We start from the raw sequence: 26,555 nt of genomic DNA, 5'->3' as shown, positions 1-26,555 counted from the left end.
GGAGGGATTGCGTGGCACGAATCAGGAAAACCCGACGTGTTGAGCGTGCGGGAGTTAACGCGCTGCGCACCTTCCTCGAAGATAACGACCACCTCGTGCAAGAGATTGATGGCGGAGTTGATCACGGCGAGGATCTCTATGTGATGTTTACTCGAAATGGTCGGAGGACGGGTCATGTAATAGCTGTACAAGTTAAGAGTGGCGCAAAATACAGGCGAGCGGACGGTTATGCAATTCCTGTAGGGGATCATGCGCAAGATTGGGGACTAAGTCGTATACCTGTTATAGGTGTGGTTTATGATCGTGGCTCAAAAGAGCTTTTCTGGGTCAATTTAACCAAGGTGCTCAAGGAGTACGGCGGCACAATAAGTTGGATCCCAATTCCAAAGGAGAACATACTTAGTGATTCTACGCTTCGAGGCGTAATCGCCGAAATAGAGGTGTTCATTGACGTAGAGGGAATGAGGGTCCGCCGGTCGTCTGCGGCCGAGATTATAGAAAGTGCTAGAAGAGCACGGCATGCAAGTATCGGTGCTAACCCGCGCGACGTCGACGACCCTAACCCTTTGTTTGAGCCTCTCGCCGATTTTGCGCTCAAGCATGAGAAGGTCTTACGTTATATCACCCGGCGAGCTCACAAGTATGCCTTCCTCATGGCCCTTGGCATGATTATGGCCTTCGAATGGCCGCACCAGGTTCGGTTTGTGCAAGCCTACTCGGAAGCAGACCCATTGATATGGGTTGGAAACATTTATCTATTTACATATATCCTGGCCTTGGTGATGTTCTTTGAGTTCAAGGCCAAGCGTATGCCCAGATTTACGGGTTACGCCTTCGCCCTAATTATCGGCACCTTCTACATAAACCCATTCCTTGCGCGAGGAGGCAAGGATGAAGTCGACATAATCTGGGGAAACATCTGGCTCTGGGTTGGAGTTATCGTTCCCTCGCTCGGATATAAGCTAATACTACTTCATTACATTCGAGAAGCGATAGCTCGAAGAAAGCGGAAGGCGCGTAGCGCGGGAGCAATCTAGAGGATGAATCAGAACCCGGCTTATTGGCCTGATCTCCTGCCAAATTTTCCGCGAGCTGATCGACACCGCGTGATCCCTGGTTCAAGTGCAATCGCGGGAGTGAGTGACAAACTGAGTGACATCAAAGGCGCCCGCGACGACCCATCCGTGCACTACGATGCACACGATCAGGCAGGTTGACCAGGCACAACTCAAGGTCTAGCAATCAACTCGAATGCTTCGCATCGAAGGGGTCAGGGGTTCGAATCCCCTCATCTCCACCAGGAAGATGCAGTGGGACAGGGTTTCGGAGTTGATCCGGAACCCTTTTTTCATGTCTGGAAGTCGATGGGAGCCAATCGGGGAGCCATCTCAGTCGGACTCTCTACCCGTGTCGGCTGTCGCCGAAGATGGTGTTCATGGTCTGGGCCCCCTTGGTGATCACCGGTCTGAGCTGGTGCCGGTAGACCGCTTCTGTGACGCTGGTGCCCGCGTGCCCGACGAGATCGGCGATGGTCACGATGGGTACGCCCTGGTCACTCGTGATGGAGACGAACGAGTGACGCAGTTCGCGGGGACTCCAGGCGGTTCCGATTCCCGCTTCTTTGGTGATCTTGCGGAATGCCCGTCGCACGTTCGACGCGTCTAGTTGGGTGCCGACGTTCGTACAGAACACCAGGTTGTGATCTTGCCACGCCTCGCCTGCTTTGAGCTTCTGTGTGGCTTGGCGTACGTGGTGCTGTCGGAGGGCCTGAGCCGCCAGCTTGGGCAGTTCCAGCGTGCGCCTTGACTTGCGGGTCTTGGTGTCACCTCCTTCTCGGTCGGCGCGCCATACGTAGATGGCGAACTTCTTGTGCTTGAACCCCATCTCGGTGACTGGTCGCCACTGCTTGAGGTTCGGTATCCAGGCGACGACGTGATCCCAGCGCAGCGCGCGGGCTTCCTCGGTGCGAATGCCGGTGGTGAGGCTGACGACCACGTAGGCATGGAGTTCGGAAGACTGGGCGGTCTTTATTTAGTACCGCCTCTGCCTGTTGCCGGGTGAGCGCTTTGCTCGGTCGTCCGTCCGTGCCCCTGGGCGTGGTGACCAGCTCGGCAACATTTCTGAGCACCAGGTCACGTGCCTGAGCTTGCCGGATGGCCCTCTTCGGGATGCTGTGAATCTCCGCAGGGTGGTGGTGGCCAGCTTGCTCGCGAGCGTGTCAAGCCAGTCATCCACGTGATCGGCGCGTAGCTGCTGGAGCTTGATCTTCCCCAGCGCCGGTATGACGTGTGTCTCGGCGAGGATACGCAGCTTGGTGACGGTGTTCTCGGATCGGCCCTTGAGACCCTTGCTGAGCCAGTCGTTGACGGCATCGCGCACGGTGTAGTTCTCCGATGCGGTGATGCCTGCCTCAAGGTCTTTGACGGCCTTGATCAGCTTGTCCTTGACAGCTGTCTTGGTCTTGGCCTTGCGCTTGAGGCGCTGGCGCTTGCCGTCGGGGCCGAACCCGAGGGAGATAGCTCCGGTGTAGCCGTCTCCTTCGGGGTAGATGGTCGCTTCGTACTCTTGGCGTGCCGGGCGGCGCGCCCGGGCCGGAACACGAACCGGTCGCCCGGCTGGTCGGCGGCGCGGGCCAGGACGTCCTCCCAGGCGGCGCGGCAGACAATCAACCGCTCGGTGTCGGAGACGGTGACCACGATCGCGCCGGAGTCCAGGCGGCGCAGATGCCCGGTGCGGACGGCGGCCACCTCCCCGGAGGTCAGGCCGCAGCCGAAGGCGAGCGCCATCAACGCCAGCGCGTCGCCTCTGGCCTGGCCGGGCAGGCGTTCGGCCCAGCCGCGCAACTGTCCGAGCTGCGCCGGCGAGTACGGCGGGCTGACCGTCTTGGGCGCTGTCATCGGCGGCGGCGCCTGTTCGCCGCGTTCCAGCCAGGCCAGCATGGCGCGCATGGCGCGCATGTGCCGCAGCCAGCTGCGGTAGGTCTGCGCCGAACTCGGGGCCAGGTCGGTGCAGCCGGTCAGGATGAACGCGTCGATCGTCTCATGCCGCAACCACACTTCCGGGTCATCCGGCAGGCCGGAGCGGTGACACCACACGGCCAGCCGGGTGGTCGCGGTGAGCAGCCGCTCCACCCGGTAGGGCGAACGGTCAGCGCTGGCGGCGACCAGCATCCGCACATGCCCGCAGATGTGGTCCCACTCCGGCGGAGCTTTCTGCGGCCGGTAGCCGGTGATCTTCTCCGAGGTCGCGGGATCGAGGGTCACACCCCATCCGTAGTGGCAGGACAAGCAGCCGTTACGGAGCGCGACGACATCCACCGAAAGGAGTGTTTTGCCATGGTCGGAGGACGTGCGCGCTCGGCCGCCCCCCGGGACCTGGCCGAGGACCCGCAGGCCTGGCCCCACGCGGACCTGGCCCGCCATCCGGCTGCCGCCGTCGTCCAGGCCATCGCCGCCGCCCTGGCCGGCATCCTGGCCGAACGCCGCCTGAGCCTGCTCGGCCTGGCCACCGCCTCCGGCGTCAACCGGCAGTCCATCGCCGACCTGCTGGCCGGGCGATCCTGGCCGGACGTGGCCACCATCGCCCTGCTGGAGACCGCTCTGGCTGCCCGGCTGTGGCCGGACAACGCTTCGGCGCCCTGATGACGGCGCCGAACGCCGTGATGACATCGACGGCATGGTCGAGCCTTCCCTCCGCCGCCCCGAAAACCCGGACATCTGGGCAGAAGCGGCCGTCATTTGGCTCGACAGCCTCCAAGCGATCACCTATCGCGTTACGCTCGGAAAGCGCGAGCCTTCAAAGAGTTAGGTCTTCTGGGTGTTCACGCAACCCGGTGCCGTAGAGCTGCAACTCGGCGGCACCACTGTTTGATCCGGCAGGCAGACCGGCACGCCGTACTCAGCTCGTGGCGGCGCTCCCTTCGCCGGCGAACCCGTTCACCTCGGACGCGATCGCGAACAAGCCCTGCTCGCGCTCGACCAGCCAGCCATCGACCACCAGCCGCTTGAGCCGCGCGCATCCCCTCCACCTGGCCGCGGACATCCTGCTGACCCAGCGCCCGCACCACATCCCGCGCCCGCAGCGGCTCATCAGAGCTGGCCAGCAACACCGCCGCGTCCTTGCGCAACCCCCCGCAGGGCCGGACGCTCCTGGGGGACCTCGGCGTGCCTGCCGGTTCCCGGGGCGAGGTGGCCCGCACCACCATGAGGATGGGCGTCGGCGGCCTCGCCGAGTCCCGCGTCGGCCGGCTCGTCGTCCGCCTCCAGCGCGGTCAGTTCCTCGCGCGTGATGGACAGTCGTTCCAGGTGCCGCTGCGCCACGGCCAACCGCTCCTGCAGCTCCTCCATCTGCCTGGACAGCTCAGCGCATTGCTGTCGCGCGGCCTCCTCGGCCAGGTCCAGCTTCGTCAGCAGCGACGTCACCGTCGCCTCCCTCACGGCAGTCCCCGGACCACGGCCATCACTCACCGCATGGCTGCAACTCCACACTGTAGGCGGCGATGGCATCGCTGACCCCAAAGACTGCAAGATCCCTTCAGAACCTCAGCAACGGCACCGACGATCAACCAGTCCTACGCCGTCTCTGCGAGGATTTCCAAGATCCGTTCCGACAGGCAACGGAGCGATGCGTGAACAGCGGACAGCCGCCGACTGCCGACCTGCGCGAGCACTACCGGCAACTCCGCTCCACCCAGCCATGGCTCGACATGGCCATGTGCTGGACCGTCGTGGTCGCAGACAATGGACAAACGTTCGCCCTGAACCAGCTCGCCGCCCGGCTCAGCGGGGATGCGCCGCACCAGCTTCATGAGCCGGCACTGCCCGACGCCCTCGGGCTCCCTTACGACATCGACAATCCCGTGTTCGTCGATTGGTGCGGATCCGCCGCCATGCTCGTGGAGGGCGACTACCTCGGATCAACCCCCGCCGTGCTCCGGCGGCTCAGCCAGGGGGCCCGGGCCTACAGCGCCTGGTGGAACGTCAACGCCCACAACCGGCTGAGCTTCGCGGCCGGAGGCGAGCTCGTCTTGACGATCGACGCGTTCGGCCCCGGGAGACCGGAACACCATGCCGGCATCGGCCAATGGCCTGAACTGCAGGCGATGACAGACTTCTTCGTCGACTTCGAGGAACGCGACGAGGACTACGACTGGCGAGCCGCCATGCTCGCGGTCATCGACCAGACCACAGGAGCAAGGCTGACCAGCGAGTGGCTGGAACAACTACACCCATACATAACGGTCCGCATGCCCGACGCAGCACGCTGAACCCTTGAGCGCTCAGCTGGGGAACGATCACATGCATCTCGGGAAGTGATCTTCGCCAGGGCGTCATCGGCGCTGGTCACCCACACTCGTGAACGCCCCAGCCAATCCCGGATCATGTCCCTGGCGGGGAACGTCCCGATGGACTCCAGCAGCCGGGCATGATCGATACGGTCGAACGCCGCCGCCAGGTCCGCGTCCAGTACCCACATCCGTTTCGCCAGCTTCTGGCTGGTCGCCTGGAAGATGGACTGGATCGCATCCTGGCAGCCCCGACCCGGCCGGAACCCATAGGAACGAGGTTCGAACCGGGCTTCCCACTCGGGTTCCAGCGCGTTGCGGACCCGTGCCTGATGGCACCGGTCCATGACCACTGGTATCCCGAGGGGGCGGAGCTTGGCGGGGTTGCTGGCTTTCGGAATGTGCACCCGCTTGACCGCGTGCGGTCTGCAGGAACCGATCGAGGCATGCACCCGCACCGCCGTCTCGGCCCTGGCCTCAGAAGTCAGGGCGACTTCCGGTCGATGCCCGCGGTCTTGCGGCCAGCGTTGCGCTGCGTTACCTGCCGCACGCTCACCAGCGTGTTGGCCCGGCGTCCTCTGTACCCCGAGGGCAACGGTAATCAGCATCCCGTCTCGCGGCGTGGGCATGACGAGGTATCAGCAAGGATTCACGGTCGTTCGCCCTTCCAGCCTTCCCCTTGCCTGTGGCTCCCGGACGGAACGGGCACCCTTGGGCTTTCCTCTGGGCTCCGCACCCCGCGGTTACCCGCGACGCACGCCAGAGCAGGGACAGGCCTCAGACGCTGACCTGGATCACGGTCCCGACATTGCCGGGCCTCCTTTCGCGTGACCACTCAAAACGTGCGACCTCATGTCGCAACCGAAGCTGACCCCAGCTCCAAAGTAGAGGCGGGGTTAGGCCTCGGACCGCAGTCCGCGCAGGAGCAGGTCGATCAGTCGGCGCGGGTCGTAGTCGGGGTTGTCGTCTCGGCCGATGCAGAGGTTGCCGATTCCCCGCAGCAGCTCGTAGGGCTGGGTGCCGGGTCTGATCTCGCCCGCCTCGACCGCGGCGTCGAGCAGCCGGGCGGTGACGGGTAGGAGCCGGTCGAGGAAGTAGGCGTGCAGGGTGGCGAAGCTGGCGCTGTCGGATTGCAGGGCGTCGGCCAGGCCGTGTTTGGTGACCAGGAAGTCGACGAACAGATCGACCCACTGGCGGAGCGCGGCCAAGGGGGTGTCGGCGCTGGCCAGGAGGGCGGGGCCGGCGTCGGCGCAGGCCTCGATCTGGTGGTGGTAGACGGCGGTGACGAGGTCGGCCCGGGTGGGGAAGTGGCGGTAGATCGTGGCCAGGCCGACGCCCGCCCGCGCGGCGATCTGGCGGATCGGCGCGTTGACGCCCGAGGTCGTGAACACCTCGGCCGCCGCGGTGAGCAGCGCCTGCTGGTTGCGGACCGCGTCGGACCGCTTGCTCCGGGCCGCCATCCTCCGGCCGGGTTCCTCGCCGGCCATCGGACTCCTCGCGGCAGAGTTGACAAAACGGATCGTTGTTCCGCATATTAACGGGAACAGCGTTCCGCTTAAGTTTAGCGAACGTCCGGAGCCCCCCTGCCCAACCGAAGGGATCACATCATGATCACATCCCCCACTCTCGACCGGCCCGCTGCCGTGCTGTCGTACAGCCCCGTCGTCCTGTCGGTTCCCGGCCGTCCCGTGGACCTTCACCTGCGGGTGTCGGTTCCCGACACGGGGACCGGACTCCCGGTGATCCTTCTGTCGCACGGGCATGGGCCGTCGAACAACCTGTCCTCGCTGAACGGCTACGCGCCGCTGGCGAACCTGTGGGCGCAGCTGGGGTTCGCAGTCATCCAGCCGACCCACCTCAGCTCCCGGACGCTGAGCTCCGTCCTGGCCGGCGAGCCGGGTGGACCGTTCTTCCTGCGGTCGCGTCCCGAGGACATGACGCACATCCTCGACGCTCTGGAGGAGATCGAGAAGGCCGTGCCGGGACTCGCCGGCCGGCTCGACCACGACAAGGTCGCAGCAGCCGGGCACTCGCTCGGCGGCTTCTCCGCGAGCCAGCTCCTCGGTGTCCGGCTCACCGACGACCCCGACTCCGATCTCCGCGAGCCCCGGATCAAGGCCGGGGTGCTACTGGCCGCGCCCGGCCGGGGCGGCGACGCCCTCAACGGGCCCGCCGCCCACCTGGTGGCCGACTTCCACAGCATCGACTTCTCCACCATGACGACGCCCACGCTCGTCGTCACCGGCGACAAGGACAACCCCGCGCACTTCACCGACATGGGCCCGGCCTGGCACGCCGACCCCTACACCCTCGCCCCCGCGCCCAAGGCCCTCCTCACCCTGCACGGCGCCGAGCACGGGCTGGGCGGGATCGCCGGCTACGACGCCGCCGAGACCACCGACGAGAACCCCGTCACGGTCACCGCCCTGGCCCGGCTCACCGCGGCCTACCTGCGCAGCGAGCTGTACCCCGGCGACAACGCCTGGGACACCGCCCAAGCAGAACTGACGACCGGAGCAGACGCGGTCGGGCGAGTCGAGGCCAAGTGAGACCGGACGGGAGCCCGGGCATGACGCACGGGCTCCCGTCCGCCTCCTATCGGCAGAACCCGCCACCCAAGGTCCGGCCGCGCAGGTGTCGGGATTGGAACTAATTCCGACACCCTGGGTGACCTTTTCGAGATTCGGACGGGTGGGGCTGGAGCGGTCCAGCAGTCGCAGGGCGAGGACACCGCCGATGCCGGGGATGATGGCGACGGTCTTGGCGGTGGTCGCGGCCTGCTTGAGGCGCCAGGTCGCGATCACGACGAACAGGTAGGCACAGCCGTGGATGGGACCCATCAGGGAGGAGATGGGTTTGAGGTGGGCGGTGGCCATGTTGGCCAGCATGACGACCAGTGAGATGAGCTCTGTGTGCGCCGCAATGCGCAGGGGCCGCAGGTGCACGGTCATACTCCTGTTGTGGAGCCGGGGCGGATGATCATCAGGATGGTGACCGTGGCCCACAGCAGGTTGAAGACGCCTGTGAGCATGGCCAGGCGGCCCGGTGCGCGAGAGCCGGTGCCGGAGGCCGGTTCGGGAGAGCCGGCTTCCCGTACGAGAGCGCCGTCGCCCGGTACCGGGGAGCCGGTGCCAGACGCTTCCGCCGTGGTCAGGGACTCCTCCTGGATGGGCAGGATCAGCAGTGCCAGAACGCCGGCGGCCACAGCGGTCAGGACGATCGAGGTGATGAGCCACGCACTGCCGAGGACGCCGAGGCTGCTTGCGGTGGCGAACCCGAAGACGGGCACCGCGAGGCCGAAGCCCGCGTAGACGCGGCAGACGCGGTGCAGCATCCGCAGGGTCGTGAGCGGCTCCGGGGCACCCGGTTCGCTGTGCGCGCGGCGCAGCGCCTTGGGGAACATGCTGGCGGCGACGGTCACCGGGCCGATGGCCACCACGGCGGCCAGGACGTGCAGGGAGAGGAAGAACTTCGTCACGGTCAGCGTTCCGCCGCTCGAGCCGTGCGCCGCTCGCCGGTGACCTTCGAGGCCGGAAGGCGCCCGGCCTTGGAGGTCCCCTTCATGGTGTCGCCGTCGACCGTCATGTCGAAGGCCAGGTTCAGCCGCAGGGGCTTGGTGATGGCTTGATGCCACGTCAGCCGGCCGCTGTCGAGGACGACAGCGACGAGCGGGACCTCCTCGCCCGCTCCGTGGGCGACGCCGGTCAGGACCCCGCCCTCGCGCCGGAGCTCGACCACGGCCTTGATCCTTCCGATGGGAGTGGAGACGGACAGGTCCCAGATGCCTTCGACGGACACGCTGCTGTTCTTCCTTACGGTGTGTGCGAACGAAGAGGGGGCGAAACGAGAAGCAGGGCGTGCGGCGCCTGACCGCGCGCGTACGGCGTCCGGTCAGAAACCGGCGGGCACCGGGCCCTGATCGCGCCAGACGGTGCCGCGGCGCTCATGGGCGAACAACTCCTCCACGGCGTGCGCGATACGCGGCCCCACCTCGCGCTCCAACAGGTACAGGCCCAGATCGAGACCGGAGGTGACGCCCGCGCCGGTGACGAGGTCACCGTTGTCGACGACTCGCGCCCGCACCACGTGGACGCCGGTGGCGTCGAGCATGTCCAGGCCCATGTGGTGCGTCGTGACATGGCGTCCCTCCAGCAGGCCCGCCATGGCCAGAACGAGCGAGCCGCCGCACACAGTGCTGACCGTCACCTCCGGGTTCTCCATGGCCGCCTTCAGCAGCGCGGGCAGCTCGGTATTCAGAGTCCGGCCCAGCAGGACGGGGATGAACTCGTCCTGCCGCCACTCCCCGTCGCCCGCATCCTGGTCGGGGACTTCACCGGGCTCGCCGACGCGGCCCGACGCACCGGGGACCACGATCAGACCCGAGCGCGAGGGGTCGAGGGCAGCCGTGGCCCGTAGCGCCAGGCCCCCGGTGCCGCTGACCACCTCTCGTGCCCCTTCCGCGGAGACCAGTTCCACGCTCACCGCGCCCCCGGAGGCGATACCGCCGGCGTACAACACTTCGTAGGGGGCGACGACGTCGAGCGGATCGAAGCCGTCGAACAGGACAATCTGGACGTGCATGGAGAGTTCCTTCGCGTGAGGGCGAACCGGCCCAGGCCGGGGACGCCTCGAAGGTATGTGGTCGTCGCCCTGTTCTCCCAGTGGCATAAGTGACACTCTGCAACGGGATACTGCCATGGCCGCCACGAGGGCTCTGAACTCGGACGGACAACATATTTCAGGGATCGGAACCGGGTTCTCCCGCCCGGTGGACAGATATGTTCTCGCCATGCACACCGTTGCCGTTCTCGCCCTGGACCAGGTGATCCCGTTCGACCTGTCCACCCCGATCGAGGTCTTCACCCGTGCCCGCCTCCCGGACGGGCGCCCGGGCTACCAGATCCGCGTCTGCGCCGAACAGCCGGAGATCGACACGGGCACGTTCACCCTGCGCGCGCCGTGGGGCCTTGAGGGGCTCCAGGGCGCGGACACGGTCATCGTGCCCGGTACGGTCACCCCCACCGCCCCGCTTGCCCCCGCCGTCCAGGATGCGTTGCGCGCGGCGGCCAAGGAGGGCACGCGGATCGCCTCCATCTGCTCGGGCACCTTTCCCCTGGCCGCCACCGGGCTGCTCGACGGCCTGCGGGCCACCACTCACTGGATCGCAGCCGGCCTCCTGGCCACCGCCTACCCGGCGGTCACGGTGGACCCGGACGTCCTGTACATCGACAACGGGCAGATACTCACCTCTGCCGGTGCCGCCGCGGGCCTGGACCTGTGCCTGCACATGATCCGCAGCGACTACGGATCGGCCGTGGCCGCCCACGCGGCGCGCCTCTCCGTCGTACCTCTCGAACGCGAGGGCGGACAGGCGCAGTTCATCATCCACGACTACGCACCCACGCCGCAGGGCTCCACCCTCGACCCCCTGCTGACCTGGCTACAGAACAACCTGGGAGGCGACCTCAGCCTCGCCGACATCGCAGCCCACGCCGGAACCAGCACCCGGACCCTGATCCGCCGCTTCCGCGAGCAGACCGGCACCACCCCGCTCCAGTGGCTGCACCGCGCCCGTATCCGCCAGGCCCAGCACCTCCTGGAGACCACGAGTCACTCCGTGGAGCGCATCGCCGGCCAGGTCGGCTTCGGGTCGCCCACTGCCTTCCGTGACCGCTTCAAACGCATGACCGGCGTCAGCCCGAACACCTACCGCCGTGCCTTCAGCTGACGCCTCTCGCCTTCCTTCCGGAAGCGCCGCCTTCGCATCACGACGGGAGCGTCGCGTATCGTGCACCGCCTTCCGCGCCGCGGCCGGGTCCGGCCTCCTGGCCGGGCCCGTCCGCCGCCGCGCATGTCCCCCGGGACCAGAACTTCGACAGCTTGTCCAACAGATAGCCAGATCACCGAAACGACAGATCCCGGGGTGTGAGCGTCCATCCCGTGCAGGAATTCCAGCTTCGCGATCTCGGCCCTCGCCGCCGCGGGCGAGGCATCCACCGGCCCCTTGCCCAGCCACCGCAGCCGGGTCATCCCGATCGCCGGATCGGTCACCCCGTACTTCCCCCTTTTGGAAGGCGGGGAGTTGATCAAAACCTACTTTGGGGCTGGGGACAGCTTCGGTTGCGACATGAGGTCGCACGTTTTGAGTGGTCACGCGAAAGGAGGCCCGGCGTGATCCAGGTCAGTGTCTGAGGCCTGTCCCTGCTCTGGCGTGCGTCGCGGTAAGCGCGGGGTGCGGAGTTCAGACCCGCTGGAAGGCGGCGAACGGCGGCCGGGGACCGAACCCGGACCGTGTAGACACCGTTGCCCTCGGGGTACGGGGTCCCTGTAGCAATGGAGCAGAATCCAACGAACCTACCTCTGACCTGCAGTGACGCGGTTTTCCGTGCCGAGGTAGAAGGACTTCGTCGTGGTTGTTGGTGCTGACGGCTGATCCGCGGGTCAGCGAGGTTAGAGCCCTTTGTAGAAGGCGGCGTACTCGGCGCGGGCCCGTTCGACAGCGGCGGGGTGGCGCTGGGCCTTCTCGTGCTCTGCGAGGCGCGGTAGATGCTGGCGAGGGAGGGGTGGTGACCTTTGCGCTTGCCGGTGGGGATGATCAGGTCTTTGCGGATCTTTTCGACGGGTTCGCCGGCCGCGCGGCGCCGTAGGACGGTGTGGATCATGTCGTTGATGACGGCGGGACGGCCACCGTGGTTGCCCTTGCGGGCTGCGGCGTCCAGTCCTTCCCGCGTCGCCTCGCGGCTCGCTTCTCGCTCGGTCTCGGCCATGGCGGCGAAGAACGCGAATAGCATGCGGCCGGACCCGGCCGGGCCCGGCCGGGTCGTAGATTCCGGCGAGGGGGCCGGCGAGCATTTCCAGGACCAGGCCGTGCGCGGTGAGGTGGTCGGCCAGGGCGGTGAGCTCGCCGGCGTCGCGGCCGAGCCGCTTCATCTCGTACACGGTCAGGATGACGCGGCAGTGCGGAGCATGGGCCTTGATCTGCCGGGCGGTGGCCAGAGCCTTCTCAAACGCGGGGCGGACCTCGAGGCGGGTGGAGAGCTTCTCGCTAAAGATCTTGTCGCGGCGGAGAGCTGCGCCCGCCGCCTGGACGCGCTGCTCCACCGGCCTGACCGGCGACGGTCCCGCCCAGGAGGACGCGACCGCGCAGGACGACGAAGACGACGTGGAGTCGGTGCTCGCGGACATCAAGGCCCATCCGGGCAACGTCAGCCTCAACTCGCTGCTGGAGGAGATTTCCAAGCTCAAGCAGGTCCGTGCCGTCGGCATCCCGGAGAAGGTGTTCACCGGGATCGGCGTACAGGTCGTGGGCGCCTGGCGGGCGAGAGCGTCGGCGTCCTCGCCCAGCCGCCTGCGCCGCTTCGCCCCCGAAGTGCGGCACGTCCTGCTCGCCGCCCTGCTCTTCCAGCGCCAGCGGGAGATCAGCGACACCCTGGTGGGGCTGCTGAATTCCACCGTGCACCGTATCAACGCGCGGGCGGAGAAGAAGGTGACCGAGGCGTTCGTCGCAGAGTTCACCAAGGTGAGGGGCAAGGCCGGGCTGCTCGGGCCGATCGCAGCGGCCTCGCTCGGCGCCCACCTGGTCGCCGAGATGAAGGTGACCAATGCCGCCTTCGCCCGCTCCAAGCGGGAGGTGTTCAAGTCCTCCTACAGCAACCACTACCGCGCCGGGCTGGTGAACCTGCTGGAGGTGCTCGACTTCCGCTCCTCCAACGACCGGCACAAGCCCGTCATCGAGGCCCTGGCCCTGATCGAGCGGCACAAGGACTCCTCCACCACCTACCTGCCGCTCGGCGAGACCGTCCCGCTGCAAGGCGTGGTCCGCAAGGGGCCCAGCGCGTCATGCGCACCGTGTACGAGGCGTGCGTCTTCCAGGCCCTGCGCGACCGGCTGCGCTGCAAGGAGATCTGGGTGATCGGCGCCGACAAGTGGCGCAACCCCAACGACGACCTCCCCGACGACTTCGAGACCCGCCGCGCGGAGTACTACGAGAAGCTGAACACCCGGCTACGGCCTGGTGACATGTGGGGTCAGGTGGGACTGTTTGGGCCAGGCTGCTAGAGCAGTGGCCCGGCATACTGGGGGCGTGACGAACGGCGATGATCTTGGCTTCTTGCTCCGTCGTTGGCGCGATCGTGCGGCACCACCCGCGGTCGGCCTTGGCGACGGTGACCGGCGGCGCGCTCCCGGACTACGCCGTGAGGAGCTCGCCGAGCTTGCCGGGGTCTCGGCGGACTACATCAAGCGTCTGGAGCAAGGCCGGGGCCGGCCGTCCGCCGGCGTGCTGAACTCGTTGGCCCGCGCGCTTCGCCTGTCCCGGGCGGAATACGAGTATTTGTGCGTCCTTGCCGGCCACGCCGCCATAGGAACTGATCAGGTGCCCCGCCACGTTGGAGCCGGCTCCCGGCGGCTGCTCGACCGGCTCAGTGACACGCCGGTCGCTATTTTCGACGCTACGTGGACGCTCCTGGCGTGGAATGCCTCATGGGAGAGCATGAAGTGCGATGCCATCACATCGCACGGACGCCACCGGAACATCGTCTGGCGGACCTTCACCGGTGATTTCGAACTGCTCAGCAGAACATCGGAGCGGCAGGCCCGTTTCGAAGCCTCGATAGTCGCCGACCTGCGCAACACGGCCCGCCGCTACCCGGCTGATGAATGGCTGGGAGACCTGGTCGCCGATCTCCTGGCGGCAAGCGGCACGTTCGCGAAACTGTGGCAGAGCGAGAGTACCGCCCGATATCAGGATGACCGTGGCACGCTCCGGCACCCCGATACTGGAGACGTCACCCTCGATTGCGACATTCTTACCATCCACGACGGCGATCTGCGCGCCCTCGTTTTCAGCGCTGAGGCAGCTTCCGTCGACGCCGCGCGCCTCGCCATGGTCAACGCCATGAAACCCGAGAAGGAAACGCGCATCGGCATCGACGACTTTCCTGGCTCGGAACCGACCCGGTTCGGCGTTCGCAACGCTCGAAACCGTGCATCGTCGCCGGACATTCAGACCGCGTAACGACGACTTCTCACCGGCCGCCCATGGTGGCCGACCACAAGAAGATCGACATCGCGCATCCCGACACCCTGGGGGCTGTCTCCATGAATACCGTCCTGTTCGAGGGCTGCGCGGCCGAGTCAGAGGACGTGCTGTTGAGGCGCGCCCGTGAAGCCGTCCCCACGCTGGCGGCGAACGCCGCTCAGACAGAGCGCGACCTGCGACCGACGGACGAGAGCATGGCGGCGGTCCGGCAGGCCGGGCTCCTCGCGCTGACCGTCCCGCAAGATGCCGGTGGCCTCGATGTGGATCTGCGGACGCTGGTACGCGTCACCGCCGAGCTCGGGCAGGGCTGTGCCTCTACGGCGTGGGTCACCTCGCTGTCGGCCGCCGCCAAGAAGCTGGTCAGCAGGTTCGCATCCGAGGAGGGCCGCGGCGCGGTCTTCGCCGATCCGGACGTGGTGGTCTGCGCATCGGCTCTGCCGAGCGGGAGCACAGGTCGCCGGGTCTCCGGGGGCCTGCGTATCTCGGGGCGGTGGCGGATGGCCTCCGGCTCCGAGGTCGCCACATGGGCGTCGATGATGGTCCCGGTCCCGGGCGACGAGCAGTTGGTCCGGGTCTGCTCGGCCGTGGTGCCCACGACCGATCTCACCGTCGAGCGCACCTGGCTGGCCGCCGGACTCTCAGGAACCAGCAGCCACACTCTGGTCGCCGATGACGTGTTCGTGCCGGCCGCACATGTGACATTCCCGCCCACGCCCGCGACCGATGACGCCCCCAGGTTGGCGCCACCGCCGCACCTGACGTTCACGGCCGTACTGGCCACACTCGCCCCGATGCTGGGAGCGGCACGTGGCGCGCAAAACGTCGTGCAGGCCGCGCTCGACGGCGGACGGGCGCCCTATGCCACCACGTACAAGCGCCTCGCCGACTCCCCTCTCGGCCGGTACTGGTTCACCGAGGCGGTCCAGCTCATCGACACGGCTACGCGGCGTGCACTGAACGTGGCGGACGTCCTCGACGCGCTCGGCCCGGACGATGTCTCCTTGCCGGTGCAGGAACGGGCACGGCTGCGCATGGAGCTGGCTTCCGCCGCGCGGGAATGCCGTCACGCCGTCGAAAAGCTGCTCGACCTCCACGGCGCGAGCGGCTTCACCCAGGACAACCCGCTGCAGCGCTTCTGGCGGGACCTGGCGGTGGGCACCAGACATCCCCACTACGCCTCCTACATCGTCGCGGAGGACTACGGCCGTCTCATGTTCGGCACCGAACCGCCGGTGCTCCTCAATCTCTGACCGCTCCGCGCTCTCGGCTCATGGTCGGTCGTGCCCAGACCAACGCCGCAACGGGACCGACGCACAGCCACGAGCCCAGCGAGCGACCATGACGAGAGGATCACGGTGCGGAGGACCAAGCGCGGCAAGGGCGGCGGTCAGGTCAGCCCTGAGGACGAACGGCCGCTGGAACCGGACAAGTTCCGGCAGCTTATGCGCCGCCAAGCATCCACGGTCGTCATCGTCACGGTGGCCGGGAAGCGGCCGACCGGCTTCACCGCGACCTCGTTCACCTCGGTGTCGCTGAACCCGCCGCTGGTGCTGTTCTGCCTGGACCGGTCCTCGTCGAGCTGGCCGGCGGTCGCCAGGGCGCGCCACCTTTCGATACACCTTCTCGCCGACGGCCAGGAGGACATCGCCCGCACCTTCGCCACGAGTGGGATCGACCGATTCGCCGACTCGACCTGGAGTCCCGACGAAGACGGAATACCATCCATCAAAGGCGTACTCGCTCGGCTGACATGCCGCGTAGTCGAACGGACGGCGGCTGGGGACCACAGCATCGTGCTGGCCGAGCCGGTGCGCGCCAGTACGGCGACACCCCCCGGCGCCGACCGCTCGTCTACCACGACGGCGGTTACACGGCGACTGGCCTCTGGTGACGACCTGGCCGACTCTGGGTGAGGAGTAGCCGGTCCGGATGAACGGCTGCCTGGTCCGCTCCCGTCTTCCTGAGGCTGCACAGGTAGCCCGAATCCCCGTCGTTGGGCCTTCCGGATAAAGGTGGGCAGGCATGGTCGATGGCCGGCTCGCGCGCGATGGACAGTCGTTCCAGGCGCTGCTGCGCCACGGCCAACCGCTCCTGTAGTCCTCCATCTGCCTGGACAGTTCAGCGCATTGCTGCCGCGCGGACTCCTCGGCCGGGTCCAGCTTCGTCAGCAGCCACGTCACCATCGCTCCCTCGCGGCAGTCCCGGACCACCGTCATCACTCAACGCATAGCCACAACTCCACGCTGTATGCGGCAATGGGAGCGCTGACCCCAAAGACTGCAAGATCCCTTCAGAGCTTCGGCACGGCACCGACGATCAACGAGTCCTATGCCGTCTCTGCGAGTCTTTCGAAGATCCACTCCCGACGAGCAAAGGAGTGATGCATGACGCAGCACGCTGAACCCCTGAACGCTCGGCTGGGAAACGATCACGCGCACCTTGGGAAGCGATCTTCGCCAGGGCGTCATCGTCGCTGCTCAACCACACTCGTGAACACCCCACCAGGAAGATGCAGGTGACAAGGGGTTCCGGAGCTGATCCGGGGCCCTTTTCCTCTGTCTGGAAGTCGATGGGAGCCAATCGGGGAGCCATCTCAGTCGGACTCTCTACCCGTGTCGGATGTCGCCGAAGATGGTGTTCATGGTCTGGGCACCCTTGGTGATCACCGGTCTGAGCGCGGCCAGGGACACCGCGTCGAGGGGTGGGCGGTGTTCGGCGTGCCGTTCGGCGGTGGCCTGTACGCCCTCGCCGTCGAGAAGGTAGGTGCGGGCGCGGCGGGGGATGTCGTGTTCCGGGGAGCTGATCAGGAACTTGCCGGGGGCGTCCAGCTTGTGTGGGTGCCATCCGGCCTTGACCATGCCTTGTCCCAGGATGAGGTCCCCGTCGCGGGGTTCGCGGACGCGGAAACACAGTCGGACATCCATCTGGGAGCGGACCGCGCTCTTGCCCATGGCGTCCTTGGAGGGGCGTTGGGTGGCGGCGAGCAGGTTGACCGCTGGGGCGCGGCTACGTCGGGCGATCGAGTCGGCGATGGCCTGTGGGGCCTCGCTGGCCAGTTCTGCGTACTCGTCGATGACGATTACCAGGGCAGGTCTGTCCGGCGATGGTTCCCGCACGCGTTCGCCGCGCTTGGTGAGGTCGTCGGCGCGTCCGTCGAGGATGACCACGGCGTCGGCCAGCAGGCCCTCTGCCTCCTGCGGGGTGGTGGCCAGGCGATCGATGCATGATGCCCAGGGCTGTGCTCCATGCCGCGCTTGAGGTCGATCGCCCACAAGATCACGTCCCGTTACATCCACGGCGTTGGCCGCTGGGGGACACCTCCATGCAAGGCGCTGCCTGCAAGATCCTCTGGCGAGCCAGCAGGCAGCGGAGCCCGCGGACCCCATAACTCCAGTGGCTGGTGAGCAGGAGCGCCAGAGCGACCGTCCAGCCGACTGCGTGCGCAGCCGATGGGGACGATGCAGTTGATCACTTTATGTGCACCTTATGTGACAAGATTGGATCTTGTAGTGCCTGTGGGTGGAAGTTACGCTGCGTCCGTTTGGCAACGTGCTCCGGGCCGCACGAGCTAGTGACCTTGTTTCTGCGCTGGGTGGGTGGAGCTTCGTCCGGTGCCTGCGGGTGCCCTGCGTGGTTTCGGAGCGTGTTGGCGCATGTGCCTGTTGTCGTCGTGGACTCGATCGCGCTGGTCCATGGTCGGTGTTGTCGGCATTCTGTTGTCCGGCTTGCTGGTTACGCAGCCCAGCCCGGCTGCGGCGACGGCGAGTGCTACTGACAGCGGTTCTGTTGGTGTGGGTGCTGCGCCTGTTCAGATGTCGGGCAATGCGGCAGGATTGCCGTCGTTAGTGGGGCGCGACGCGACCACGACGGGCGTGGATCTGGAGCCCGGCGGAGGGTGGAAAGCGGATCCGCAGCCGCCGAAGGCTGCGGTGCCGGCTGAGCGGCGTCGCGGGGCGGAGTTGCAGCAGGAGATCAGCGCGGATCTGGACGGTTTGCCGTCCGGGGTGGCGCGGGCGGAGGCCGCGGATGCGCTGGTGGCGGCGCCGCCGTTGGTGGATATGTATCCGTTGTCGGGGTCGTTGGTGGATTCGTTGCGGCCGATGCTGCGGGCGTGGGCGGATAGCGATTCTGCGATCTCCTATGAGTTCGAGCTGTGTGACGTTGAGACGATGTCGGGTTCCGGGTGCACGAGTTCTGGATACCTGCCGAGCAACGGCAATGCGTGGAAGATCCCGGCAGGGAAGCTGGCCTGGGGCAAGCAGTACTGGTGGACGGTCACGGTGCGCGATTCGGTGACGTGGGTGACGTCGACCTCGTCGACGCTCACGTTCACTACCGGGGTGCGGCAGCCGGCGGTGGGCTCCCGGCTGGCCGATCAGGGGCCGCAGGGGCGGGAGTTCGACCCGCGAACGGGCAACTACACGACCTCGGTGACGGATGTGTCGGTGCCGGCGGCAGGGACGCCGCTGACGGTGCGGCGCACCTACAACAGCATGGACCCGCGCCGGGATGGCATGTTCGGCGCCGGCTGGTCCTCCTCCTGGGATATGAAGATCGTGCGGGAGGAGCGCGGCGGGCGGGTTTCGGCGCTGGTGACCGGCCCGGACGGGCGGCTGGTCCGGTTCGCCGCGCCGGATGCGGGCGGGGTGTTCCAGCCGCCGCCGGGGATGCAAGCCAGCTTGGCGCTGGTGCCGCCGTCCTGCTACACGCCGCCCGGGATATCGTGTCCGGCCGGTGGTGCGGCGACCTGGTGGCATTTCATGGACAAGTCGGCCACCAAGTACGTCTTCGACGATCAGGGCCGGCTGCGCAAGGTGATCGACAGCCGCAGCCGTGCGCAGGATCTGTCCTATGGCGGCGACGGCAAGCTGGCCACGGTGACCGCCACCGGCGGCCGCGCCCTACACTTCACCTGGTCAGGCAGCCGGGTGGTGCAGGTGTCCACCGACGCGGTCGATAGTGCGCCGCTGAGTTGGACGTATACCTACGAAGATGATCGGCTGGTGCGGGTGTGCACGCCGACCGCGGCGCCGAACTGCACCAGCTACGCCTACGGGAGCGGTTCGCAGTACCGCAGCCGGGTGCTGGATGGCGACCCGTTCGCCTATTGGCGGCTGGGCGAGGCCTCCGGCACGGTGGCGGCCGACCAGAGCCAGGCCGAGCGGCACGCCACCTACCAGTCGGTGACGCTGGGCCAGCCGGGCGCGCTGGCCGCCACCCCGGACACCGCCGCGAGCTTCACGACGGGGTCGGTGCTGAAGCTGCCCAGCAACATCGTCTCCCATCTGGGTGATCAGGTGTCGCTGGAGATGTGGTTCAAGACCAGCGCCTCGGGTGTGCTGGCCGCGGCCGGTAGCCAGCAGACCAACGGGGCGGCGCACGGGCCGATGCTGTATGTCGGCACCGACGGCCGGCTGCGCGGCTCGCTCGGCACCGTGACCAACCCGATCACCACGTCCGGGGCGGTCAACGACGGCGCCTGGCATCACGTGGTGCTCACCGCCTCCGGCGCCAGCCAAGCGCTGTATCTGGACGGGCAGAAGGTCGGCACCCTGACCGGAACGGTGACCGGCTGGCGGCAACTGGCCAGCGTCGGCAACGGCGTCACCGACCCGGCCCTCTCCCCCGCGGTGCCGGCCACCCAGCAGGCCTTCCCGCTGCAGGGGACGATCGACGAGGTCGCCTTGTACGGCCAGCCGCTGACCGAGGTGGAGATCGCCGACCACTACGCGGCGCGCGCCCAGCAGGTGCACAAGCTGACCCAGGTGACACTGCCCTCAGGCCGGGTGTGGGCGGCCAACACCTACGATCCGGTCAGCGACCGGCTGACCGCGCACACCGACCGTCATGGCGGCACCTGGAAGATCGGCCCGCTGGCGGTGGAGGTGCAGTCGGGGGAGTCCACGGTGGTGGTGACCGACCCGGCCAATGAGAGCCTGAAGTTCTACTACGACGCCTGGCGCGGCTACCGCCCGGTCGGCGAGGTCGACCAGCTCGGGCACACTACCTGGTACAACTACGACCAGGCGGGCTACCTGCAGACGATCACCGATCGCAACGGCATCGACACGCGCTTGTACTACGATGCGCGGGGCAACGTGATTGCCCGCTGGTACTGCCGCGCTCAGGGCGAGTGCGCGGTGGCGTTTTGGAGCTACTACCTCAACGCCAATGATGCGTTCGATCCGCGCAACGACCGTATCCTCGTCCACCGCGACGGCCGCTCGGCCGGCGAGAGCGACAACACCTACGCCACGAAGGTGGAGTACAACGCCTACGGCGAGCAGACGAAGGAGACCACCCCGGCCACATCTGACTTTCCTACCGGCCGCTCCGTCACCATCGCCTACACCAACGGCAGCGAGCCGGCGGTCGGCGGCGGCACCGCCCCGGCGGGCCTATTCGCCACCAAGATCGACGCCCGTGGCAACACCTGGACCTACCGCTACACCGCAGCCGGTGACTTGGCCGAGCAGACCAATCCTGAAGGTCTGAAAGCCAAGCTGGGCTATGACCCGATCGGCCGCCTGATCAGCTCCACTCAGGTCTCGCAAGCCCACCCGCAAGGAGTGACGACCACCTTCACCTACGACGGCTTGAGCCGCCCGGTGACGCAGACCGAGCCGAGTGTGAAGAACGAGATCACTGACGTCACGCACACCAAGCGCACCACATACGTCTATGACGCTGACGGCAACAAGCTGAGCGAGAAGATCGCCGACCTGACCGGCGGCGACGCCGAGCGCACCACCGTCTATACCCACGATCCTTTCGGCAGGCTGGAGACGATCATCGACCCCGAGGGTGGTGTGGTCCGGCAGGCGTGGAACAGTCTCGGTCAGACTGTGCGGGTCACCGACGCCCGCGGCACGATCATCGACAGCGGCTACAGCAAGCGCGGCGAGCTGATATCAGGCACGCTGAAGGGGTGGACCGGAAGCCCGGTCAACCCCCAGCCTGCCGCCGATCTAGTGCTGGAGTCATTCGCCTACGACCCGGCGGGGCGGCTGGCCGCCCAGACCGACGCGATGGGCCGCAAGACCACCTACACCTACTGGGATGACAATCGGCCGTCGCAGAAGATCGCCGACGACGCCAAGCTGAACGCTTCGACCACTCCTCGCGACCTGGTGCTGGAAAGCCACGAGTACGACCCTGCGGGCAACCTCATCACGCAGACCATCGGTGGCGGCACCGCGACCACCGTGTTTGACTACGACGCCGCGAACCGCCTGACCGCCATGATCTTCGACCCTACCGCGCTGGAGCGGGCGACCTCGTTCGTTTACGACGCCAATGACAACGTGCTGAAGAGGACGCTGACAGGCGCTGGAACCTCGCGGACCGAGGTGACCGAGTTTGCCTACAACAAGGTCAACCAGCTCACCACAACCTCCGTGGACAATGGTGCTCAGGATCTGGTGTCAACGTCCACCTACGATGATCGCGGCTTGGTCACCGCAGCCACTGACCCGCGCGGCCACGCCAGCGGCGCCAGCGCGGCGGACTTCACCTCCGCCATGCGCTACGACGTCCTCGGCCGCTTGGTCGAGGTGATGGGCCCACAGGTGCAGGTCGACAAGGCCGGCACCTCTGGCACAGCCCGCCCATCGACCCGCCACGGTTATGACACCTTCGGCGCCCAAACGCACCAGACTGACGCGGAGGGCCGCACCGTCACCTCGGTGTTCGACAAGGCCGGCAGGTTGACCACCAAGAGCGCCCCTGCCTACACACCGCCCAGTGGCACCGCTGTCACCCCGACCACCAGGCATGTCTACGATCCGGCGGGTCAGCTGGTCCGCACCACGAATCCGCGCGGCTACATCACCACGTTCGAGTACGACCAGCTCGGCCGCCAGGTCCGCACCACCGACCCCGCACCCGAGGGCCAGTCCCCGGGACAGTGGGTGGCCGAATATGACCTGGCCGGCGAGCAACTGGCAGGGGTCAACCCGACCGGCGCACGGGTGGAGGCCACCTACGACGACCTCGGCCGTAAGATCACCGAAACGCAGGTAGAGCGCAAACCGGCTGCAGCCGCTTACACCACGACATTCACCTACAACGACGCCGACCTTCTGACCAAGGCGGTCGCCCCGGGCAACCGCACCACCAGCTACACGGTCAACGCTGCCGGTGAGGTGACCGAACAGACCGACCCGGCCACCAGCACCACGAAGATGACCTACGATCCGGCTGGCCGAGTCACCAAGACCACCGATCCGCTGGGCAACGCCACCACGGCCGAATACGACCTGGCCGGTCGCAAGATCGCCGTCAAGGACCTGAACGCCTCCGGCACCGTGCTGCGCACCACCAGCGTCGGCTATGACTTGGCCGGCAACCAGACCAGCAGTACCTCGCCCGAGGGCCACGTCACCCGGCAGACCTTCGACGCGCTCAGCAGGCTCACCTCGCTCATCGAGCCGGTGAAGACTGGTGAGTCGATCACCACCAGCTTCGGCTATGACGCCACCGGTGCCCGCACCAGGCTGACCGACGGGCGTGGCAATGCCACCTGGACCACCTACAACAGTCTCGGCCTGCCCGAAACCGTCACCGAACCCGCGACTGCCACCCACCCCAACGCGGCAGACCGCACCTTCACCACCGTCTATGACGCCGCGGGCAACCCCATCGCCGAAAACCAGCCAGGCGGGGTGCGCATCGACCGCACATTCGACCACCTGGGCCACATGACCAAAGAGACCGGCGGCGGAGGCAACGCAGCGAGCGCGGAACGGACATTCGGTTATGACCTTGCCGGCCGCCGTACGGCGATCGGCGATCTGACCGTCGACTACAACGACCGCGCTCTTCCATTGACCGTCAAGCGCGGCACCACCCAGCAGACCGCCTACACCTACGATGCGCTGGGCAACCCGACCCAGCGCATCGACGCCGCCGGCACGGCCACCTTCACTTGGGACAACGTCGGCCGGTTGGAGACGGCGACGGACCCGGTCACCACCCGCAAGATCACCTACGGCTACGACCGGGCCAGCCGCCTGACGTCGATGAACGCCGCCGTCGGCACCACCGGCAGCGACAGCCAGGCCTTCACTTATGATGCGCTGGATCGGCTGGGAACTCACACCCTCAAGAACAGCACTGGCGCTCAGCTGGCGAAGATCACCTACGGGTGGGACAAGGACGACAACCTCACCACCAAGACCACCGCCGGGATCGCCGGCGCGGGCACCAACACCTACACCTACGACCACGTCGGCCGCCTTACCAGTTGGAAGGCCCCGAACGGTACGACTACCGCCTACGAGTGGGACGCCGCTGGCAACCGCACCAAGGCCGGCACCAAGACCTACACCTACGACGAGCGCAACCGGCTAACCTCCGGCGACGGGATCGACTACACCTACACCGCGCGAGGCACGCTGGCCACCGAGACCAAGAACGGTGCCACGACCCAGCTGACCTTCGACGCCTTTGATCGGCTCATCGCCGACAGTGACTCCCTCTACAGCTACGACTCCCTGGACCGTGTCACCTCTCGCATCAAGGGCGCGAGCAAGCAACTGTTCGCCTACAGCGGGCTCGGCAACGACCTGGCCGCCATCACCGACACCAGCGGAGCCGTCCAAGCCCGGTACGGTCGTGACCCCTCCGGCGCGCTACTCGGTCAGAAGGAGGACACCAACCCAGCGCTGGCCACAATGAGTGACCTGCACGGCGACCTGGTCGCCACCTTCTCCAGCACCGCCCTGGCCACCACCACCGCCTACGACCCCTTCGGCACCATCACCGCGCAGACTGGCGTCAAGACCAACCTCGGCTACCAGGGCGAATACACCGACCCGGACACCGGCAAGGTCAACATGCACGCCCGCTGGTACCAACCCGGCACCGGTGCCTTCGCCAGTCGCGACACCGCCACCCTGGCTCCCACCCCCTCCGTGCAGGCGAATCGCTACACCTACGCCAACGCTTCTCCTATGACTGGCATGGACCCCACCGGCCACTACACCACCCAACTTGACAACCCGGGCAACTACAGCCCCGGCTACGACCCCGAGACGGTTGCCGACGCCTACGCCCAACACGGCATTTATCTCGCAACCGGCGGGGGAAGCGGCCTCTGCAGCGGAACGCCCTGTTCGATAGGCAACATCGGTGGTGGCATGACAGCATGCGACCCTTGGGGCTGCTACGGAGCCGAATGGGGATTCACCGTCATGTCGGATAAAGACATCAAAAGGACCGGCGTACTGCCCAACGGCCGACCAGTCCCTAAAGGCTTCTGGAAGGCGTCGAAGTGGGCGCGCGAACTGTTCATGTACACCCCGGTCTTCGGCTGGTCCGATAAGCAGGTGGCAGACCACTGGAAGCGAATCCAGATGATCGACGCCATGAGTGCGCCGGGATCGGCAGGATCACGCTCGAGGGATCCAATCACCGACGACCCGAACTTCAAAGCCTGGCGTTCCTGCACGAAAACCTACGGCAGTTCACTCTGCAAGGCTTGGCGCGACCTGGCCACGACTGCGAAGATGATCGAAGAGTTTAGCGCCAACTGCGCCAATGGTCGTGGGTTTACCGATAAATTCCATGGTTGCGCCATACAGGCGCGCTATATCGGGATCGACGATAAAGAGTGGACGAAAATTACGAGGGAGAAATATAACAACTGGCTTGTCAAGGCTTTGAATAGCGATGTGATGGACTTCTTCTTCGGGGACGCCGCAAGATGCATTATGGGAGATTTGGGTTCATGTGCCTGGATGGCCACAGGCGGGGCGGGCAAAGTGGTCAAAGCAGCAGCAAAAATCATCGGTAAGCTAGGCAATGCACTGAAAGCTGTTGAGAACGCCTGCAAGAAAAACAGCTTTGTCGCTGGAACTGTCGTACTCATGGCAGACGGCAGTCACAAGCCCATCGAAGATGTACGGGTTGGGGACACAATTCTTGCCACCGATCCGACCGCCGGGGAATCGGCAGGCAAGTTGGTAACGGGCTTGATAGTCGGTGCTGGCCCGAAGGATCTCCTAGAGATTTCTGTAAGCTCTCAGGGGGCTGGGGAATCCTCGGCTGCGTCCGTGACAACGACGGCGAACCACCCCTTCTGGGTACCGTTACTTCGCGAATGGGTAGACGCGGCTGCCCTTCGGCCTGGCTTGTCGCTGCAAACTTCGGCCGGCACCTGGGTTCAGATCACTGCTGTTGCCCGCTGGACCGCCACGCAAAGGGTTCACAGTCTGACCGTCGCCGACCTCCACACCTATTATGTGCTGGCGGGCAAGACTCCGGTACTCGTTCACAACAGCAATGGTTGCCCGATTGTCTCACAGTACGGGGACACCACCGGTCGTGGCGCTCGCATGCTGAACAAGTCGACGGACGTAGGCCCTAGGGAATTCGGTAAGAACCTTGAGGCGAATGGGTGGACTCGTACCGACAAGGGGCCGAACATCATGTACGAGAAAGACGGGGCTAGGTATTTCCTTCGCGGGAAGGCTAACAGTCACGAAGGATGGACTGCCGACTTCTACAAGGCGGGCTCCAAGAAGGCCGATATCAAGATTAGGCTGGGTGAGGACTGATGCCGGAGATCAGTTCGATCGTTGATCGAAGTGGATACCTGAATGTCCGCTCTCGTGGTGCAGCAGCCTTCAATCTTGATGCCAGGCTGCCTAACCAGGTCTTCGTGGAGGGTGCGCAGGATTCTCTGTTCTGCGAGTTCGACGCTGTCCTCGCCCCGGATTTCTGGCCGGCGCTCTGTGCGATGGCTCGATGGCACGGTGACACGCGGGTTGAGCTGCTGGTTCTCGAACCAGATTGCGAAGGGTTTTACCTCCCGGAGTATGGGATGTATCCGGCAATTTCGCTGTCTGTCGATGCTGACATGGACGACTATTGGGCAGGGGTCGGTTATGAGCCGAACGGCGACATCATGGGGTCGATTGCAATTTCTGCGAACGTCATTGCAGTGACCGGACCTTCCGGAAGATGGGGGTGTTGGGGTGAAAGAGATCCGGAAGTCGCAGTTTTTCGTGGTTTCCCAAATCTGGCCGCACGAACTGAATGGCGTGCTCAGTTCGGCCCCTTCTTGGAGGCGGCAGGCGCGCTGGATTCCTATCTCCCCTTGACCTTCGCTGGTCGGACCGTCCCAGACGAATACGCTGAGACTCTGACGGCCAACTACGGTCCCATGAGTGGTGGAGCGAGGTAATGTCGCAAAAACCTCGCCGGAGCATCTGGGCCCAATGCCACTCA

Annotated in this window: 24 protein-coding genes and 2 pseudogenes; 12 read left to right on the top strand and 14 right to left on the bottom strand. The window is 66.1% G+C overall.

Annotated elements, in window-relative coordinates:
• Positions 1-11: 11 nt before the first annotated feature.
• Positions 12-1,037: a DUF4365 domain-containing protein gene (locus tag DQW85_RS02490; RefSeq protein ID WP_113698813.1), complete on the top strand. Its 1,026-nt coding sequence runs from the start codon at positions 12-14 to the stop codon at positions 1,035-1,037.
• A gap of 364 nt (positions 1,038-1,401) precedes the next feature.
• Here the strand turns inward: DQW85_RS02490 and DQW85_RS45575 are convergent, their stop codons facing one another.
• The 3 genes from DQW85_RS45575 to DQW85_RS02480 are packed head-to-tail and all read right to left on the bottom strand — an operon-like array spanning position 1,402 to position 3,263.
• Positions 1,402-2,031 (bottom strand): site-specific integrase, encoded by a 630-nt coding sequence (locus tag DQW85_RS45575; protein WP_275888162.1) that lies wholly within the window; start codon positions 2,029-2,031, stop codon positions 1,402-1,404.
• Positions 2,032-2,379 carry a tyrosine-type recombinase/integrase gene (locus tag DQW85_RS48080; RefSeq protein ID WP_205314813.1) on the bottom strand — a complete coding sequence of 116 codons (348 nt, stop codon included), beginning with the start codon at positions 2,377-2,379 and terminating at the stop codon, positions 2,032-2,034.
• A gap of 53 nt (positions 2,380-2,432) precedes the next feature.
• Complete coding sequence (locus tag DQW85_RS02480; protein WP_113698812.1) at positions 2,433-3,263, bottom strand: hypothetical protein; 831 nt, start codon at positions 3,261-3,263, stop codon at positions 2,433-2,435.
• Positions 3,264-3,335: 72 nt separating this feature from the next.
• On the opposite strand from DQW85_RS02480, the gene DQW85_RS44045 reads away from it, so the two are divergent.
• Positions 3,336-3,641, top strand: a complete 306-nt coding sequence (locus tag DQW85_RS44045) for a helix-turn-helix domain-containing protein (RefSeq protein WP_162794667.1) — start codon at positions 3,336-3,338, stop codon at positions 3,639-3,641.
• 256 nt (positions 3,642-3,897) lie between these two features.
• Here the strand turns inward: DQW85_RS44045 and DQW85_RS44040 are convergent, their stop codons facing one another.
• Together DQW85_RS44040 and DQW85_RS02470 are read right to left on the bottom strand one after the other, a co-directional pair.
• On the bottom strand, positions 3,898-4,041 hold the full coding sequence (locus DQW85_RS44040; RefSeq protein ID WP_162794666.1) for a hypothetical protein: 144 nt from the start codon (positions 4,039-4,041) through the stop codon (positions 3,898-3,900).
• A gap of 47 nt (positions 4,042-4,088) precedes the next feature.
• The gene (locus DQW85_RS02470) at positions 4,089-4,421 is read right to left on the bottom strand and encodes a hypothetical protein (RefSeq protein ID WP_162794665.1); all 333 of its coding nucleotides are present in this window, start codon (positions 4,419-4,421) and stop codon (positions 4,089-4,091) included.
• A 206-nt stretch (positions 4,422-4,627) separates the two neighbouring features.
• Between DQW85_RS02470 and DQW85_RS45565 the strand changes: the two genes are divergently transcribed.
• On the top strand, positions 4,628-5,266 hold the full coding sequence (locus DQW85_RS45565; protein WP_240196874.1) for a DUF6461 domain-containing protein: 639 nt from the start codon (positions 4,628-4,630) through the stop codon (positions 5,264-5,266).
• Between the two features lie 98 nt (positions 5,267-5,364).
• Here the strand turns inward: DQW85_RS45565 and DQW85_RS48075 are convergent.
• The 3 genes and pseudogenes from DQW85_RS48075 to DQW85_RS02460 all read right to left on the bottom strand — a co-directional run.
• Positions 5,365-5,691: pseudogene (locus tag DQW85_RS48075) on the bottom strand (reverse transcriptase/maturase family protein); the annotation flags it as partial.
• 77 nt (positions 5,692-5,768) lie between these two features.
• Complete coding sequence (locus tag DQW85_RS48070) at positions 5,769-5,879, bottom strand: reverse transcriptase N-terminal domain-containing protein (protein WP_205314811.1); 111 nt, start codon at positions 5,877-5,879, stop codon at positions 5,769-5,771.
• A gap of 301 nt (positions 5,880-6,180) precedes the next feature.
• On the bottom strand, positions 6,181-6,771 hold the full coding sequence (locus tag DQW85_RS02460) for a TetR/AcrR family transcriptional regulator (RefSeq protein ID WP_113698810.1): 591 nt from the start codon (positions 6,769-6,771) through the stop codon (positions 6,181-6,183).
• A gap of 120 nt (positions 6,772-6,891) precedes the next feature.
• Here DQW85_RS02460 and DQW85_RS02455 point away from each other — a divergent pair, with 120 nt between their 5' ends.
• Positions 6,892-7,833 carry an alpha/beta hydrolase family protein gene (locus tag DQW85_RS02455; RefSeq protein WP_113698809.1) on the top strand — a complete coding sequence of 314 codons (942 nt, stop codon included), beginning with the start codon at positions 6,892-6,894 and terminating at the stop codon, positions 7,831-7,833.
• A gap of 398 nt (positions 7,834-8,231) precedes the next feature.
• On the opposite strand, the gene DQW85_RS02445 is transcribed toward DQW85_RS02455, so the two are convergent.
• From DQW85_RS02445 to DQW85_RS02435, 3 genes are all read right to left on the bottom strand, one after another.
• Complete coding sequence (locus tag DQW85_RS02445; protein WP_113698808.1) at positions 8,232-8,762, bottom strand: hypothetical protein; 531 nt, start codon at positions 8,760-8,762, stop codon at positions 8,232-8,234.
• A 2-nt stretch (positions 8,763-8,764) separates the two neighbouring features.
• Positions 8,765-9,082 carry a hypothetical protein gene (locus tag DQW85_RS02440; protein ID WP_113698807.1) on the bottom strand — a complete coding sequence of 106 codons (318 nt, stop codon included), beginning with the start codon at positions 9,080-9,082 and terminating at the stop codon, positions 8,765-8,767.
• A gap of 93 nt (positions 9,083-9,175) precedes the next feature.
• Complete coding sequence (locus DQW85_RS02435) at positions 9,176-9,865, bottom strand: DJ-1/PfpI family protein (protein WP_113698806.1); 690 nt, start codon at positions 9,863-9,865, stop codon at positions 9,176-9,178.
• A gap of 208 nt (positions 9,866-10,073) precedes the next feature.
• Here DQW85_RS02435 and DQW85_RS02430 point away from each other — a divergent pair, with 208 nt between their 5' ends.
• A complete protein-coding gene (locus tag DQW85_RS02430) occupies positions 10,074-11,012 on the top strand; it encodes a GlxA family transcriptional regulator (protein ID WP_113698805.1) in 939 nt (312 codons plus the stop codon).
• A gap of 358 nt (positions 11,013-11,370) precedes the next feature.
• On the opposite strand, the gene DQW85_RS48065 is transcribed toward DQW85_RS02430, so the two are convergent.
• Together DQW85_RS48065 and DQW85_RS48060 are read right to left on the bottom strand one after the other, a co-directional pair.
• Complete coding sequence (locus DQW85_RS48065) at positions 11,371-12,075, bottom strand: serine integrase family protein (RefSeq protein ID WP_420819138.1); 705 nt, start codon at positions 12,073-12,075, stop codon at positions 11,371-11,373.
• Between the two features lie 109 nt (positions 12,076-12,184).
• Positions 12,185-12,385 (bottom strand): annotated as a pseudogene (locus tag DQW85_RS48060) (recombinase family protein); the annotation flags it as partial.
• Between DQW85_RS48060 and DQW85_RS02415 the strand changes: the two are divergent.
• The 5 genes from DQW85_RS02415 (at position 12,339) to DQW85_RS02400 (ending at position 16,237) form a co-directional block, all read left to right on the top strand.
• The gene (locus DQW85_RS02415) at positions 12,339-13,196 is read left to right on the top strand and encodes a hypothetical protein (protein WP_205314809.1); all 858 of its coding nucleotides are present in this window, start codon (positions 12,339-12,341) and stop codon (positions 13,194-13,196) included. The pseudogene DQW85_RS48060 and the gene DQW85_RS02415 overlap by 47 nt on opposite strands.
• Positions 13,193-13,342 (top strand): hypothetical protein, encoded by a 150-nt coding sequence (locus DQW85_RS44035; protein ID WP_162794663.1) that lies wholly within the window; start codon positions 13,193-13,195, stop codon positions 13,340-13,342. Before DQW85_RS02415 ends, DQW85_RS44035 begins: the two co-directional genes overlap by 4 nt.
• Before the next feature lie 25 nt (positions 13,343-13,367).
• Positions 13,368-14,300 carry a helix-turn-helix domain-containing protein gene (locus tag DQW85_RS02410; RefSeq protein ID WP_113698834.1) on the top strand — a complete coding sequence of 311 codons (933 nt, stop codon included), beginning with the start codon at positions 13,368-13,370 and terminating at the stop codon, positions 14,298-14,300.
• 23 nt (positions 14,301-14,323) lie between these two features.
• Positions 14,324-15,574: an acyl-CoA dehydrogenase family protein gene (locus tag DQW85_RS02405; RefSeq protein WP_113698802.1), complete on the top strand. Its 1,251-nt coding sequence runs from the start codon at positions 14,324-14,326 to the stop codon at positions 15,572-15,574.
• Positions 15,575-15,679: 105 nt separating this feature from the next.
• Positions 15,680-16,237 (top strand): flavin reductase family protein, encoded by a 558-nt coding sequence (locus DQW85_RS02400; protein WP_240196873.1) that lies wholly within the window; start codon positions 15,680-15,682, stop codon positions 16,235-16,237.
• Between the two features lie 693 nt (positions 16,238-16,930).
• Here DQW85_RS02400 and DQW85_RS02395 read toward each other — a convergent pair.
• Positions 16,931-17,596 carry a hypothetical protein gene (locus tag DQW85_RS02395; RefSeq protein ID WP_162794662.1) on the bottom strand — a complete coding sequence of 222 codons (666 nt, stop codon included), beginning with the start codon at positions 17,594-17,596 and terminating at the stop codon, positions 16,931-16,933.
• A gap of 420 nt (positions 17,597-18,016) precedes the next feature.
• Between DQW85_RS02395 and DQW85_RS02390 the strand changes: the two genes are divergently transcribed.
• Positions 18,017-25,882: an RHS repeat-associated core domain-containing protein gene (locus DQW85_RS02390; protein WP_162794661.1), complete on the top strand. Its 7,866-nt coding sequence runs from the start codon at positions 18,017-18,019 to the stop codon at positions 25,880-25,882.
• A complete protein-coding gene (locus DQW85_RS02385) occupies positions 25,882-26,511 on the top strand; it encodes a hypothetical protein (RefSeq protein ID WP_113698799.1) in 630 nt (209 codons plus the stop codon). The genes DQW85_RS02390 and DQW85_RS02385 overlap by 1 nt, the downstream gene beginning before the upstream one ends.
• The last annotated feature ends 44 nt before the right edge of the window (positions 26,512-26,555 follow it).

This window comes from Nonomuraea lactucae, assembly GCF_003313395.1.
Lineage (GTDB): Bacteria > Actinomycetota > Actinomycetes > Streptosporangiales > Streptosporangiaceae > Nonomuraea > Nonomuraea lactucae.
The sequence above is the reverse complement of the archived record's forward strand: the minus strand, read 5'-3'. Positions and strand labels throughout refer to the sequence as shown.

Coding starts and splice junctions, on each gene's coding strand:
- DQW85_RS44045 (WP_162794667.1), top strand. CDS start 3,336: ATGGTCGGAGGACGTGCGCGCTCGGCCGCCCCCCGGGACCTGGCCGAG.
- DQW85_RS44040 (WP_162794666.1), bottom strand. CDS start 4,041: ATGTCCGCGGCCAGGTGGAGGGGATGCGCGCGGCTCAAGCGGCTGGTG.
- DQW85_RS02460 (WP_113698810.1), bottom strand. CDS start 6,771: ATGGCCGGCGAGGAACCCGGCCGGAGGATGGCGGCCCGGAGCAAGCGG.
- DQW85_RS02455 (WP_113698809.1), top strand. CDS start 6,892: ATGATCACATCCCCCACTCTCGACCGGCCCGCTGCCGTGCTGTCGTAC.
- DQW85_RS02435 (WP_113698806.1), bottom strand. CDS start 9,865: ATGCACGTCCAGATTGTCCTGTTCGACGGCTTCGATCCGCTCGACGTC.
- DQW85_RS02430 (WP_113698805.1), top strand. CDS start 10,074: ATGCACACCGTTGCCGTTCTCGCCCTGGACCAGGTGATCCCGTTCGAC.
- DQW85_RS48065 (WP_420819138.1), bottom strand. CDS start 12,075: ATGCTATTCGCGTTCTTCGCCGCCATGGCCGAGACCGAGCGAGAAGCG.
- DQW85_RS02405 (WP_113698802.1), top strand. CDS start 14,324: ATGGTGGCCGACCACAAGAAGATCGACATCGCGCATCCCGACACCCTG.
- DQW85_RS02390 (WP_162794661.1), top strand. CDS start 18,017: ATGGTCGGTGTTGTCGGCATTCTGTTGTCCGGCTTGCTGGTTACGCAG.
- DQW85_RS02385 (WP_113698799.1), top strand. CDS start 25,882: ATGCCGGAGATCAGTTCGATCGTTGATCGAAGTGGATACCTGAATGTC.